Below are 14,438 nucleotides of genomic sequence, written 5' to 3'. Positions count from 1 at the left end.
TGAGTAGATACAAAAAAGCCGCCTCATGGGGCGGCTTGAAAGATAACGGTATAACCTTCTAGCCACGGTAATAACCGGGCTCGACGAACGGCATCTTGCTGACCGTCATCGGTAGGCGTTTACCACGCACCTCGGCATAAACGACATTACCGATGTCGGCATCATCGATCGCCACATAGCCCATGGCTACAGGCTTGCCAACCGTCGGCCCGAAGCTGCCCGACGTCACCGTGCCAATGTGCCTGTCGTCTTCGCTATATATCTCGGCACCTTCACGCACCGGAGCACGCCCTTCTCCAAGCAGGCCTACACGCTTGCGCATATGATCTTTGGCCTGGACCTGATGAAGAATAATGTCTGCGCCGAGAAATCCCGCTTCACGCTCGCCGCCATAGCGGCGCGTCTTGCCGACAGCCCAGATCAACCCGGCTTCCACTGGCGTGGTGGTCTGGTCGATATCGTGCCCGTACAGACACAATCCGGCTTCCAGACGCAACGAATCACGGGCACCAAGGCCGATCGGCTCGACTTCCGGCTCGCTCAACAGGCGTCGCGCAAGCGATTCGCAATCCTGCGTCGCGACCGAGATTTCGAAGCCGTCCTCACCGGTATAACCGCTACGACTGATCCATACCGGAATACCCGCCACCTCATGTCGCCCATGCTGCATGAAGGTCATTTCACACGCTTCAGGGCAGTGTCGAGCCATCACCTCGGCGGCCTTCGGCCCTTGTAGTGCCAGCAGGCCACGGTCAAGCTCTTCAACCTTATACTCGCTTCCCAGCCCCATACGCAGGTGGGCGATGTCCTGCGCCTTACAGGCTGCATTGACTACGAGATAAAGATGGTCGCCAGCATTGACCACCATAAGGTCGTCAAGTATGCCACCCTCGGTCCCTGTAAACAGCGCATAGCGTTGCATACCCTCGCGCAGCCCCACGATGTCGGCGCACACCAGCGACTCCAACGCTTGGGCGGGGTCGGGGCCACTCACCCTGATCTGGCCCATGTGCGAAACATCGAAAAGCCCACAGGCCGAGCGTGTATGCTCATGTTCCTTCTTGACCCCAAGGGGATACTGGACCGGCATGGAATAACCAGCAAATTCGACCATCTTTGCACCCAGCTCCACGTGTAGATCGTGTAACGGGGTCTTGCCAAGTTCATACATCGGGTCGCTCCTCGTCATGGTTCGATGATATCAGCGGCTCAGCGCCCCAGGTCCTCACCCGGCAGCACGGGCTTACCATCGAAGTAGTCTTTGGTCAGCTTGAATACGACCGGCGACAGCAAGGCCAAGGCAATCAGGTTGGGAATGGCCATCAGAGCATTAAAGACGCTGGCCATCAGCCAGACGAAGTCCAGCGGGGCGACTGCACCCGCAAGAATGGCCAGAATGTAGACCACACGATAAAACTTGATCGAACGGACACCGAACAAATACTCGAAGCATTTTTCACCATAGAATGCCCAGCCGAGAATCGTCGTGAAGGCAAACACAGCTAACGCGAAGGAAACGACGTACTGTCCCACGCCCGGCAGCGAATTGTTGAAGGCCATGGTCGTCAGCGCCGCTCCGGTCTCTCCCGACGTCCACTCGCTGGTGGTCAGGATTGCCAATGCCGTAATCGAGCAGACAATGATCGTATCGATGAAGGTACCGAGCATTGCCACCAAGCCTTGGCGAACCGGGTTCTTGGTCTGAGCGGCGGCGTGGGCAATCGGCGCACTGCCTAACCCCGCCTCGTTGGAGAACACGCCACGCGCCACACCGAACTGGATAGCCTTGGCGACTGCCGCCCCGGCGAAGCCTCCTACTGCCGATGCCGGCGTAAAGGCATGGCCGAAAATCAGGCCGAGCGCCGAACCGATCTGGTCGGCATTGATGAACAGAACCAACAGTCCACAGATCAAGTAGGCAACTGCCATCAGCGGCACCAACTTACCGGCCACCTTGGCGATGCGCTTGATCCCACCCAGAATCACGGCACCGGCCAGTAACATGATCACGATACCTGTCAGCCAGTGTGGCAGGTTCAACGACTCGTTGAGCCCATCTGCAACCGAGTTGGACTGCACGGTGTTGCCGATACCGAACGCGGCCACGGCACCGAAAAAGGCGAACAGCGCGCCAAGCCAGGCCCACTTACGCCCCAGGCCATTGCGAATGTAATACATGGGGCCACCGACGTGGTCCCCTGCCTCGTCGACCTCGCGATAGCGAACGGCCAGCACGGCCTCGGCAAACTTTGTCGCCATGCCCACCAGCGCGGTAATCCACATCCAGAACACCGCACCCGGGCCGCCCAGAAAGATCGCCGTTGCGACACCGGCTATGTTACCGGTCCCGATCGTGGCGGATAGCGATGTCATCAATGCATTGAAAGGCGACACCTCGCCTTCTTTCTCGTCACCCTCGGCCGTCGTGCGGCCCTGCCACAATAGTTTGAACCCCATGCCAAGCTTTCGGATGGGCATGACTTTCAGGCCCACTTGCAAATACAGCCCCACTCCAAGCAACAGCATGAGCATCAGGGGGCCCCAGACCACCCCTTCGATGGCTGATAGAATGCTTGTCAACGTTTCCACGTGAATACTCCAATGATTCGCTTGTTGTTATGGGCTTGCGGCATATCGCAGAGCCCTTGACATGTCGGAGAAGCGACCCGCTTCTTGAGAACCCGCTTACCTTAGCGAATACCGCCACTGAGACCCAGTCTTATGTGGGAAAATTTCGTCTCAAAATGCCAAGGCAGGAAAATCTTGGGACTTTCGTCGATAAGGCCGGATATGCCATTTGCCACCCTTGAGGGTACGGTGTCACCTAGCACGGTCAGAGAAACTTGTTTCCAATAAGAAACATCGCTACATTACCGGCCAAATTCAGTCTAGACAACCTGGCTGTGTACGCTATGCGTACTCAATGAAGCGACTCATTCCTAGGGCAAAGTAGGTTGGCACGCCCGTTAGCCACCTTGGGTGCGCATGGCTGGACGCTGGCAAGAAAGATGGCCACGCTATAGCCACGGTCAGGCCGTATAGCTGTAAAAAACCAGTTGGACAACCCAAGGGACTCGCCATCACCCGCGCGTGACGGTACGATTCCCACATTTTGGAAAACCTTTTCGTATAGGAAAACAAGATGAGCTCCATTCCCGATAACTTGCGCTACACCAAAAGCCATGAATGGATACTGGATAATGGCGATGGCACGGTGACCATCGGTATTACCGATCATGCGCAGGAGGCGTTGGGCGATGTCGTGTTCGTCGAGCTTCCCGAAGTCGGCCGCGAGCTCGATGCCGGCGAAGAATTCGGCGTTATCGAGTCGGTCAAGGCCGCTTCCGATCTTTATGCGCCTCTGGGCGGGGAAATCGTCGAAATCAACGAAAGCCTGGAAGACGCTCCGGAAACCGTTAACGAGTCCCCCTATGAGGACGGCTGGATCATTAAGCTGAAACTGGCCGACGACAAGGCTCTCGACGATCTTCTCGATGCCGATTCTTACGGCAGTATCGCAGACGCCGAAACAGACTGACCTTTTCCGGCGTAAGGTGTCGCTTCCACGTAAGCCCAGACGGCCCATCTCAAGCGACGCCTTTCGCCGGGCATTTCACTTTCCGTTATGGGCCTGACCGCCCCCACCACACAGGTGACCCATGGCTGTAGAAAAACGCCGCCTGGCCGAGTTGGCCAGCCACGATGCCTTCGTTCATCGCCATAATGGACCGGACAGCGCGGACGCCGCCCACATGCTGGGGGCGCTCGGTATCGACAGCATGGAAACGCTGATTGAGAAAACGATTCCACGCGGTATTCGGTTGGGACGTGAACTTCTGCTCGAGGCGCCACGTAGCGAAGCTGAAGCCCTTGATTACCTAAAGCGTCTGGCTCGTCAGAACAAGGTATTCAAGACCTATATAGGGCAAGGTTACTACAACACCCACACCCCGGCGGTCATCGCCCGTAACGTGCTCGAGAATCCTGGCTGGTATACAGCTTATACCCCATATCAACCGGAAATCGCCCAAGGGCGCCTGGAAGGCCTGCTCAATTTCCAGCAGATGGTCATGGACCTCACCGGAATGGATCTGGCCAACGCCTCCCTGCTTGACGAGGCGACCGCTGCCGCCGAAGCCATGGCCCTGTGTCGTCGCGCCAACAAGAAAGCCAAGACCGACAAGTTTTTCGTCGCTGATGACGTCCTACCGCAGACCTATGATGTGCTGCGTACACGTGCGGCTTACTACGGCTTCGAGCTGGTGGTCGATAAGCCCCACCGTCTTGCCGAGCACGACGTCTTCGGCGCGCTACTTCAATATCCCGGCGAAACGGGCGGTATACATGATCTAGCGCCATTGCTCAGCGCAGCTCGAGAACGCCAGGTAATGACATGTGTCGCCTCCGACCTCCTGAGCCTGGCACTCATCAAAGAGCCCGGCGCACTTGGTGCGGACGTGGTATTGGGCAATTCTCAGCGATTCGGCGTCCCTATGGGTTACGGCGGGCCTCATGCCGCCTTTTTTGCCACCACAGATAAACACAAGCGCTCAATCCCAGGGCGTATTATCGGTGTGTCCAAGGACAGTCGCGGCAACACTGCTCTGCGCATGGCGATGCAGACGCGCGAACAGCATATCCGTCGCGAGAAGGCCACCTCGAACATTTGTACGGCACAAGCCCTACTGGCCAACATCGCCGCTTTCTACGCCGTGTACCACGGGGCTGAAGGACTACGTACCATCGCCTCGCGCGTCCACCGACTCACGACCATCTTAGCGGAAGGTTTGAAGCGCAAGGGGCTAACCTTGGCCCACGACAGCTGGTTCGATACGCTAACCGTGGCAGGAGCCGATGCAGGCAAGATCCACGGCCGTGCGCTGACCCACGAAGTCAACCTGCGCTGGCATGAAGACGGACGAATCGGCATCAGTCTCGACGAGACGACGACCGCTGCCGATGTCGCCACACTCTTCGATGTGCTGCTGGGCGAAGAACATGAACTCTCAGTATCCAGTCTCGACGAAGAGGTCGTCACCAAAGGGCTTACCGGCATTCCCGAAGCCTGCCAGCGTGAAAGCGATTACCTGACACACCCCAACTTCACGCGTTATCGCAGCGAAACCGAGATGCTGCGCTACCTCAAGCGTCTCGAAAACCGCGACCTGTCGCTGACGCACGCCATGATCCCGCTGGGCTCATGCACAATGAAGCTCAATGCAACCAGCGAGATGATGCCGATCACCTGGCCTGAATTCTCCAGCCTGCATCCTTTTGTGCCCGGAGATCAGGTCGTCGGCTACAAGCAGATGATCGATGAACTGGCCGCGTTCCTGGTCGAGATAACTGGGTATGACCATATTTCCATGCAGCCCAACTCAGGCGCTCAGGGTGAATATGCCGGCCTTGTGGCCATCCGCCGCTACCAGGCCGCCGAAGGCCAGGGACATCGCGATATCTGTCTGATTCCCAGTTCGGCACACGGTACCAACCCGGCGTCGGCGGCCATGGCGCAGATGAAAGTTGTGGTCGTCGAATGCGACAGAAATGGCAACATCGATCTCGATGACCTGCGCAGCAAGGCCGAGCAGCATAGCGAGGCTTTATCGGCCATCATGCTGACCTATCCTTCCACGCATGGCGTATTCGAGGAAGAGATCCGCGAAGCCTGTGACATCGTTCATCAGCATGGCGGACAGGTGTACATCGATGGCGCCAATATGAACGCCCAGGTCGGCCTCTGCCGCCCAGGTGATTTTGGTGGCGACGTATCACACCTTAACCTGCACAAGACATTCTGCATTCCCCACGGCGGTGGCGGCCCCGGCATGGGTCCCATTGGCGTCAAGTCTCACCTGGCGCCTTTCGTCTCCAACCATATCGTCACGCCGATCCCTGGGGTTCGTGAGGATTGTGGTGCAGTGTCTGCCGCCGCTTTCGGTAGCGCTTCGATCCTGCCAATCTCCTGGGCCTACATCAAAATGATGGGCGCCAAGGGACTGCGGGAAGCGACAGAATTGGCGATTCTCAACGCCAACTACATCGCCAAGCGGCTTGAACAGCATTACCCGGTGCTTTACAAGGGAATTAACGGCACGGTGGCTCATGAATGCATCGTCGACATTCGACCGCTCAAGGCCACCTCCGGCATCAGCGAGGAGGACATCGCCAAGCGACTGATGGACTATGGTTTCCATGCGCCGACAATGTCTTTCCCGGTGCCGGGCACTCTGATGATCGAACCGACCGAATCCGAGTCCCGTTATGAAATCGACCGTTTCTGCGATGCCATGATTGCCATTCGCGAGGAAATCGCCCGTGTCGAGAGCGGCGAGTGGCCTGCCGAGGATAATCCGCTTGTGAATGCGCCACATACCATGGCGGATCTCATGGATGACAGTTGGCAACGCCCCTATGGTCGCGAAATCGCTGCTTTCCCATCCGAGGCCACCAAGGCAGCCAAGTTCTGGCCGGCAGTCAATCGCGTCGACAACGTGCACGGCGACAGGCAATTGATCTGCTCCTGCCCAACCATCGACGCTTATCGTGACTGATTTTACTCATTGATATGAACAGAACAGCCCCCGCAGCGCTTCATCTGCGGGGGCTGTCTTTTTGGATATCTTTACCGCTGCCCACCGTCACATAAACCTCGACGGTTAACCAACTATGCGTCGAAATCGGGCTCTTCGGACAGACCATAAAGCATGTTTCGCCGTTGGTCTCGGAAGTCCTCGAGCAATTGGGTATAGCGTCTTGGCATCTCGGAGCGCGTACGAGTCACGATAAAAAGGGTTTCATAGACGTGGTGCGGCAATGCCAACTCCTTGACTTGGCGCTGCCAGGGCGAGGTTTCCAGTACCAGCCGGGAAATTACAGTGAAACCCAGGCCGCGAGCCACCGCATCGAGCACCATAGCCACTTCGTTGGTGAACCCCTGCTTGGGAAACTGGTTCATGCTACGGAATTCAGTGGGGAAGTTGGCGCGCAGCAACTGGCTGGCATGGTTGATCCCATCGGAATAGTTCATGAATCCCAACGCCATCAGATCGTTTAGGGTAGTTCCGGCAAAGTCGGCAGGAACCACCAGGCAAAGCGGTTCTTGATGCCAGGGATCAAACTCAAGGTCAGGTTGATTAGGCATCTCTGTCACGATGCCCAGATCGTATCGCCCGGCCAGCACATCCTTCACGATATCCTGGTTGAACGCGAAGCTATAGCTGACCGTCAGGCCAGGATGCATTTGCTGGTAGCCGAGAATAAAAGGATAAAACATCAAGCCTACACTCCCCGGCGATGCGATGCGGCAATCGCCAGCATGCAGGGAGTCGTCATCCAATGAATGGCGGAAATGCTCATGCTCTGCGAACAGCTTCACGGCGTAATCGTAGGCACGGCGCCCAGTTTCGGTGAGCATGAATCGCCGACCTTGGCGATTGAGCAAGGGCTTGTCGAGATACTGCTCTAGTTTGCGGATGTGCTGACTGACGCCAGGCTGCGTCATATCGAGACGACGCGCCGTATGCGTGAAACTTCCCGTCTCCACCAACGTAATGAAAGTGCGGAAATACTGGGCATTGAACATGAATCGTCGAGTCCACTCACAGATGATGCAGATGACGGAAATCGACCGGATGCCAACACGACGGAGGCGAGCGAACGACACGGAAGCGCCGCGTCATTACGCGAAACGGCTGATGTCACAGCATAAATGGTATCAGACAATCCTGTTACGCGCAGCGCTGCGAGTTCTACTCCGGGCATGTTAGCATCGCTAGTATTGTAGAAACGCATATAGGAACACCCGTCCATGCCCGCCCTGCTGCCCGTGATGCCGACGCCTGCAGTTACGTAGTTGGCCACGAAGCTGCAGTGCCGCCTGACGGTAAACAAGGAAGCCCGAATGCAAAAGATTTCCACGACAATCTCCCCCGAGGGTAGCCTCGAGGTACTTTCCCAGCATGAAGTGAATCGCCTGCGCGATACGTCCTCCAGCGGTCTCCACGACCTGCTGCGTCGCTGTGCCTTGGCAGTACTTAATTGCGACACGTCGACCGATGACAGTCTCGCCCTGATGGAGACGTACCACGACTTCGACATCGAGGTCCTCCAACAGGACCGGGGCATACGGCTCAAGCTGAGCAATGCACCTGCCGAGGCCTTCGTCGACGGGAGGATGATCCGCGGGATACGCGAGCACCTTTCGGCCGTACTGCGTGACATCGTCTATGTCTACAACGAAATTCAGCAACACCCACGCTTCGACCTATCAAGCAGCGAAGACACCAGCAACGCCGTATTCCATATCCTGCGTAACGCTGGCACGTTAAAGGCTTCAAGCGAGCCCAGTCTTGTCGTCTGCTGGGGCGGTCACTCGATATCTCGTGAGGAGTACGATTACACCAAGGACGTGGGCTACCACCTAGGCCTGCGCGAACTGGACATCTGCACGGGTTGCGGCCCCGGTGCCATGAAAGGCCCGATGAAAGGAGCCAACGTGGCGCATGCCAAACAGCGCCGCAAGCAGGGGCGCTACCTCGGCATTTCGGAACCCGGCATCATCGCTGCCGAATCGCCCAACCCGATCGTCAACGAGCTGGTGATCATGCCGGATATCGAGAAGCGTCTCGAGGCATTCGTGCGTGTCGGCCATGGCATTATCGTATTCCCCGGCGGGGTAGGCACTGCCGAAGAGATTCTCTATCTACTTGGGATCCTGTTGCACCCGGACAACGCCAAGATGCCCTTTCCGGTCATTCTCACCGGGCCACGCAGTGCTGCCAATTACTTCGAGCGTATAGATGAATTTCTCGCCTATACGCTTGGAGATCAGGCCCGCAAGCGCTACCGCATCATGATTGACGACCCGGTCGGCGTTGCACGCGCCATGCGCGAAGGGATCGATGAAGTCACCGAGTTCCGCCGCGCTCATGACGACGCGTTCTACTATAACTGGCGACTCAGTGTTCAGCCTGATTTCCAGCAACCCTTCGAGCCTACGCACGATGCCATGGCTGCGCTGGCACTGCACCACGACCAGCCCGTCCACGAGCTAGCCGCTAACCTGCGGCGTGCGTTTTCAGGTATCGTGGCCGGCAACGTCAAGGAACCCGGCATCCGTGCCATTGAGGCTCACGGCCCATTTCGTCTGCATGCCGAGCCCGAACTCATGTCACGTCTCGATGAACTGTTGAGTTCGTTCGTCGCTCAGGGCCGTATGAAGCTACCGGGGAGTGAATACGTACCCTGCTATACCTTGGGCTGATTCAACTCGCTACTTACCTAACAAGAACAAGGCCCGGCAATGCCGGGCCTTGTTCTGTCTGACTTCACACCATCTCTCACGCTGCATCAGGTGGCACTGCGACGCCGCCAGCCTACGGTTACTGCGTGAATCAATAGGCCGAACGTCGTCCCATGCGACAGCAACAACAACGGCGCTACCACGCCACGCTCGAACCACTGCCAGATGACTACTAATAGGCAACCCAGCACCAGATTGATTACCAGTCTTCCCAACAAACCTGGCAGGCGTTGCCGAGCCGGCTGAGCCAGCATGCGCCAAGCGATGCCAGCAACGACAGCAACCACAGCAAAGGCCATCAGGATAAGCAGCAAACGTCCTTGGTCGACTGCACCATACACATAGCGCGGCAGCGTGGCGGCAATCGCCGCCAGCACGCCGATTAACGTACTGAGCCGCTCGGGGGTCATGGTTGTCGTCATGAATCGACTCCGTCAGCCTGCACGCAAGCCCAGCTCCTCAATCCAGGCTTCCACCCAGGGGATCGCAGCGTCATCCGCCATGAACGTCTCCATGGCATCGATTTCCAGCCGCTCGCCAAGGCGCTGTGCCCCGTGTCCTTCCAGCAAACTATCGAGGGAGCGTCCCGCTCCACAGAAGGTCTCTCCGTAGGAGCTATCGCCCAACGCGATCAGACCATAGCGCAGCTCGGTCAGTGCGGGATGGCGCTCGTCGATTTCGCGAGCAAGCGGGACGAAATTGCCAGGGTAATCGCCACTACCCGTTGTCGAGACGCAGAAAAGTGCCAAGTCGGTCGGTGGCTCGAGCAGATCGTCCAAGGTAGGTTGTTCATAGATGCTGACAGCGTACCCTGCCTCCTCGAACAGCGGCTTGACCTGTTCGGCGACGTCCAGGGCACCGCCATACATAGTGCCGACAAAGATCTTTAGCGTGGACATTGAAAGCCATTGCTTGAGAAATTTGCCCGGATATTAGCACGGAATCCATGATGCGCCCACGCTTCGACCTGGGTTGATGCCTTCGCCATGCGCGAGCGAGTCATGCTGGCTATACTGGCCGTCTCAGCGTACGGAGGGGAAAATGGAGAGCGCATTCGAGGCATGGGCCACACCGATCCTGATCGGCGGACTGATCCTGTTCATGTGCTTTATCATCTTGGAGCTGGCACGTAAGTCCAAAGCCGGCAAGTTTGGCACCATCATGCTGTTCATCGTCCTGGGGACTGGCATGCTCGGCTTCATCATCAAGACGGTCATTACCGAGATGATGGAGAGTGGCGGGCTCTGAGCAGACAGGCCACAAACGAAAAAGCCACGCCATGAATCATGGCGTGGCTGGAGCAGGGACTGACTAGCCTGATGATGACTAGGAATGCACCTCAGCGGCGCTGATCTCTCCGTCGAATTGCTCCACCCGGGCCTTGAGCTTTTGGCCCGGACGGAACGTCACCACGCGGCGCGCCGAAATGGGAATTTCTTCCCCGGTCTTGGGATTGCGCCCAGGCCGCTCGCGCTTGTCACGCAAATCGAAATTGCCGAACCCCGATAGCTTGACCTGCTCGTTCTCGCGCAGGCAGCCACGTATCTCCTCGAAGAACGCCTCAACCATGTTCTTGGCTTCTCGCTTGGAGAAACCAAGCTCCGCATGAAGATGTTCGGCCAGTTCCGCCTTGGTCAACGCACCCATGGTCACTCCTTCGTACAGGATATCGATTCAGCCCCGCAGCTCCGCACCGAAGCGCTGCCCGGACTCAGCGATGATGCCATCGACTAACTGATTGATTTCATCATCATTGAGCGTGCGTGAAGGATGCTGCCAGGTCAAGCCCAAGGCGACACTCTTACGACCTTTCTCCACACCAGCCCCCTGATAAACGTCGAACAACCTCAGGTCAGTCAGCCACTCGCCGGACTTTTCACGCAATGTATCCAGCAACGCCTGTACGGACACGCCCTCCTCGACAACCAGCGCCAAATCACGACGCACTTCGGGATAACGCGACAATGGCGTGAATGCAGGCAAGCGGCCTTGAGTCAGGGCATCGAGTCTGACCTCGAACAAGAAGGCGTCGGCACGCAGCCCCAATTCGGCGCGTACGGCCGGATGCAACGCGCCAATCCAGCCAGCAGGTACCTCATGACGATAAATTCGTGCCGTCTGCCCGGGGTGCAACGCCGGATGCTCGGATGGCTCGAATCGCCAGGCCGACAGGTCACCACCGACCGCGAGCAGGCTTTCCAGGTCGCCCTTGAGATCGAAGAAATCGACACTCTCCCGACGAGCGGACCATCCCTCAGGATCGCGCGTGCCGCACAGCAGCCCGCCCAGCATGGGAATCTGCTCTAGGGCATCGAGTTCGCCACGGAAGACCAGCCCCGTTTCGAACAGACGCACCCGTTGCTGCTGGCGGTTGAGGTTGTGCATCAGCGCCTTGACCAGACCGGGGAAGAGACTGGCACGCATGACAGACATATCGCTGGAAATCGGATTGGCTAGTTGTGGCGCAACTGAATCGGGGGCCAGCAACGCCTGAAGGTCCGGCGCCACAAAGCTATAGCTAATCGCTTCTTGATAACCGCGAGCCACCATCTGGCGACGCAGCCGCGCCAATGGCTGAAGACTTTCACCGTCAGCCCGCAATCCAAGCCTGGCCGACGGCCGACGTACCGGTAGTCGGTTATATCCATGGATACGCGCCAGTTCCTCGATCAGATCCTCTTCGATAGCTACATCGAAACGCCAGCTCGGGACCGTCACCAACCAACTCCCTTCGCCATCGACGACGACACGCATACCCAGGCGCTCGAGAATCTCGACAACCTCTTCACCCGGCAGCGCCAGGTTGAGACATTGTTCGATACGTGCGGCACGCAACTGGACCTGACGTTCGACTGGAAGGTAATCGGGGCTGGCAGTTTCGCTCAGCGGCCCTGGCTCTCCACCAGTAATCTCGAGAAGCAGCGTCGTAGCTCGCTCGACGGCCTGCCGAGTCAACGCAGGATCGACCCCGCGTTCGAAACGATGTGAAGCATCAGTGTGCAGGCCATAGGAGCGTGCCAGGCCGGCCACGGCCAATGGCGTGAAAAAGGCCGACTCGAGAAACACATCCCGTGTGCTGGGACCAACCCCGGAATGCTCACCGCCCATCACACCGGCGATCGCCAGTGGCTTGTCGCGGTCGGCAATAATCAGCGTATCTTCGCGCAGCGCGATGCTTTGGCCATCTAGCAGGACCAGCGTCTCACCTTCATGGGCGGGACGTACCACGATACCTTCGCTCAGATTGGCCAGGTCAAAGGCATGCATCGGCTGCCCCAGCTCCAGCATTACATAGTTGGTAATGTCGACGACTGGATCGATGGAACGCACACCACTGCGGCGCAACCGCTCGACCATCCATAGCGGTGTCGGCGCTGAGACATCGACATTTCTGACCACCCTACCCACATAGCGGGGGCAACGCTCAGGCGACTCTATATGGACGGGGAATACATCATCATGCACGGATGCATGTTCCACTGCCTCTGGGGGTGACAATGGCAGGCGGTTCAAGACACCGACTTCGCGAGCCATCCCTTTGAGGCTCAGGCAGTCCCCACGGTTGGGCGTCAGGTCGACTTCGATCGTATGGTCATCGAGGTTCATCCACTCCCGGAAATCCTTGCCCGCCGGCGCCTCGAGCGGCAGCTCGAGAATGCCGGCAGAAGTCTCCTCCTCGAGCCCAAGCTCGGAAGCCGAACAGATCATTCCCCGGGACTCTACGCCCCGAAGCTTCGCCTTCTTGATCTTGAAGTCGCCGGGCAATACCGCCCCGACACGGGCAAACGGCACTTTCTGACCCACGGCCACGTTGGCCGCGCCACATACCACCTGAACCTCTTCACCGGAGCCGTCGTCCACGCGGCACACATTAAGCTTGTCAGCGTCCGGGTGCGGCGTTTTATCGACCACCTCGGCAACGACCACGCCCCTGAATGCCGATGCCACTGGCTCGACAGCGTCCACCTCTAGGCCCGCCATGGTGATCTGATCGGCAAGCGCCTGGGTGGTCAGCTCGGGGGATACCCATTCACGCAACCACTGTTCGGAAAATTTCATCTTGCTTTACTATCTCCTTGAAGCGGTCAGGCGAACTGGCGCAAAAAGCGCAGATCGTTTTCGAAGAACAAGCGTAGATCGTTCACGCCATAACGCAGCATCGCGAGTCGCTCGGCCCCCATGCCAAATGCGAACCCCTTGTAGCGCTCGGCATCGATCCCAGAGTGCCGGAACACTTCCGGATGCACCATGCCGCAGCCCATGACCTCGAGCCAGCCGCTGTGAGAGCAGACTCGGCAGCCCTCGCCGTTGCACATCACGCACTGAATATCGACTTCGGCGGACGGCTCGGTGAATGGGAAGTAGGACGGACGGAAACGTACCGACAGCTCGTCGCGTTCGAAGAAGGCCTTGAGAAAGTCTTCAATGGTTCCCTTGAGATCAGCGAAGCTGACGTCTTCATCGACCAGCAGCCCTTCGATCTGATGGAACATCGGGGTATGGGTCAAGTCGGAGTCGCTTCGGTAGACTCGCCCCGGACAGACGATGCGAATCGGCGGCTCCTGGCTTTTCATGGTCCGCACCTGAACCGGCGACGTATGCGTACGCAACAGCCGCGTAGCATCGAAGTAGAAAGTATCCGCCATGCCGCGCGCCGGGTGGTGGGCGGGAATGTTAAGCGCCTCGAAATTATGATAGTCGTCCTCGATCTCAGGACCGACCGCCACGTCATAGCCGATACGGGTGAACAACCCTTCGATGCGCTCCAATGTCCGCGTGACGGGATGCAGCCCACCATTGACCTGCCCGCGCCCCGGCAAGGTTACATCCAGGCGCTCCGCAGCCAGGCGCGCCTGCAGCGCCTCCTGCTCGAGCTCATGCTTACGCGATTCCAACTCGCTACTGAGCTGTTGCTTGGCTTGGTTGATACGCTCGCCTGCCTGGGGGCGTTCTTCGGGAGCCAACTTTCCCAGCCCCTTGAGCAAGGCGGTTATCTCACCCTTCTTGCCGAGGTACCGAACCCTGACCTCATCAAGCGATGCCACACCGTCCGCCGCCGCGATGGCTGCACGCGCCTCGGCTACCAGATTGGGAAGATGCTCCATCCGTTCTGCTCCGAAACTTTGATCGCGGA

Annotated in this window: 12 protein-coding genes; 4 read left to right on the top strand and 8 right to left on the bottom strand. The window is 58.1% G+C overall.

Annotation, left to right across the window (positions count from 1 at the left end; all coding sequences use genetic code 11):
- Positions 1-58 precede the first annotated feature (58 nt).
- Together gcvT and F568_RS0104845 are read right to left on the bottom strand one after the other, a co-directional pair.
- A complete protein-coding gene (gcvT, locus tag F568_RS0104850) occupies positions 59-1,171 on the bottom strand; it encodes a glycine cleavage system aminomethyltransferase GcvT (protein ID WP_019017582.1) in 1,113 nt (370 codons plus the stop codon).
- A 38-nt stretch (positions 1,172-1,209) separates the two neighbouring features.
- A complete protein-coding gene (locus F568_RS0104845; RefSeq protein WP_019017581.1) occupies positions 1,210-2,589 on the bottom strand; it encodes an alanine/glycine:cation symporter family protein in 1,380 nt (459 codons plus the stop codon).
- A gap of 553 nt (positions 2,590-3,142) precedes the next feature.
- Here F568_RS0104845 and gcvH point away from each other — a divergent pair.
- Both gcvH and gcvP read left to right on the top strand, forming a co-directional pair.
- On the top strand, positions 3,143-3,538 hold the full coding sequence (gcvH, locus tag F568_RS0104840; protein ID WP_019017580.1) for a glycine cleavage system protein GcvH: 396 nt from the start codon (positions 3,143-3,145) through the stop codon (positions 3,536-3,538).
- A gap of 121 nt (positions 3,539-3,659) precedes the next feature.
- Positions 3,660-6,554, top strand: a complete 2,895-nt coding sequence (gcvP, locus tag F568_RS0104835) for an aminomethyl-transferring glycine dehydrogenase (RefSeq protein WP_019017579.1) — start codon at positions 3,660-3,662, stop codon at positions 6,552-6,554.
- Positions 6,555-6,667: 113 nt separating this feature from the next.
- Here the strand turns inward: gcvP and F568_RS0104830 are convergent, their stop codons facing one another.
- Positions 6,668-7,585 (bottom strand): LysR family transcriptional regulator, encoded by a 918-nt coding sequence (locus F568_RS0104830; RefSeq protein WP_019017578.1) that lies wholly within the window; start codon positions 7,583-7,585, stop codon positions 6,668-6,670.
- Positions 7,586-7,903: 318 nt separating this feature from the next.
- Between F568_RS0104830 and ppnN the strand changes: the two genes are divergently transcribed.
- On the top strand, positions 7,904-9,265 hold the full coding sequence (gene ppnN, locus F568_RS0104825; protein ID WP_019017577.1) for a nucleotide 5'-monophosphate nucleosidase PpnN: 1,362 nt from the start codon (positions 7,904-7,906) through the stop codon (positions 9,263-9,265).
- Between the two features lie 86 nt (positions 9,266-9,351).
- Here the strand turns inward: ppnN and F568_RS0104820 are convergent, their stop codons facing one another.
- Both F568_RS0104820 and F568_RS0104815 read right to left on the bottom strand, forming a co-directional pair.
- Complete coding sequence (locus F568_RS0104820) at positions 9,352-9,726, bottom strand: hypothetical protein (protein ID WP_019017576.1); 375 nt, start codon at positions 9,724-9,726, stop codon at positions 9,352-9,354.
- 12 nt (positions 9,727-9,738) lie between these two features.
- The gene (locus F568_RS0104815) at positions 9,739-10,203 is read right to left on the bottom strand and encodes a flavodoxin (RefSeq protein ID WP_026300335.1); all 465 of its coding nucleotides are present in this window, start codon (positions 10,201-10,203) and stop codon (positions 9,739-9,741) included.
- A gap of 142 nt (positions 10,204-10,345) precedes the next feature.
- Between F568_RS0104815 and F568_RS0104810 the strand changes: the two genes are divergently transcribed.
- Positions 10,346-10,552: a DUF2788 domain-containing protein gene (locus F568_RS0104810; protein WP_019017574.1), complete on the top strand. Its 207-nt coding sequence runs from the start codon at positions 10,346-10,348 to the stop codon at positions 10,550-10,552.
- Between the two features lie 78 nt (positions 10,553-10,630).
- Here the strand turns inward: F568_RS0104810 and ihfA are convergent, their stop codons facing one another.
- From ihfA to pheS, 3 genes are read right to left on the bottom strand one after another with little or no spacing between them, the layout of a single operon-like run.
- The gene (gene ihfA / locus F568_RS0104805; protein ID WP_019017573.1) at positions 10,631-10,951 is read right to left on the bottom strand and encodes an integration host factor subunit alpha; all 321 of its coding nucleotides are present in this window, start codon (positions 10,949-10,951) and stop codon (positions 10,631-10,633) included.
- A 27-nt stretch (positions 10,952-10,978) separates the two neighbouring features.
- The gene (gene pheT, locus F568_RS0104800) at positions 10,979-13,363 is read right to left on the bottom strand and encodes a phenylalanine--tRNA ligase subunit beta (protein WP_019017572.1); all 2,385 of its coding nucleotides are present in this window, start codon (positions 13,361-13,363) and stop codon (positions 10,979-10,981) included.
- Between the two features lie 26 nt (positions 13,364-13,389).
- Positions 13,390-14,409 (bottom strand): phenylalanine--tRNA ligase subunit alpha, encoded by a 1,020-nt coding sequence (gene pheS, locus F568_RS0104795; protein WP_019017571.1) that lies wholly within the window; start codon positions 14,407-14,409, stop codon positions 13,390-13,392.
- Between the last annotated feature and the right edge of the window lie 29 nt (positions 14,410-14,438).

The sequence above is a fragment of the Modicisalibacter luteus DSM 23508 genome, from assembly GCF_000378505.1.
GTDB lineage: Bacteria > Pseudomonadota > Gammaproteobacteria > Pseudomonadales > Halomonadaceae > Modicisalibacter > Modicisalibacter luteus.
Note: the sequence above shows the minus strand (reverse complement) of the source record. Positions and strands in the feature narration are given on the sequence as shown.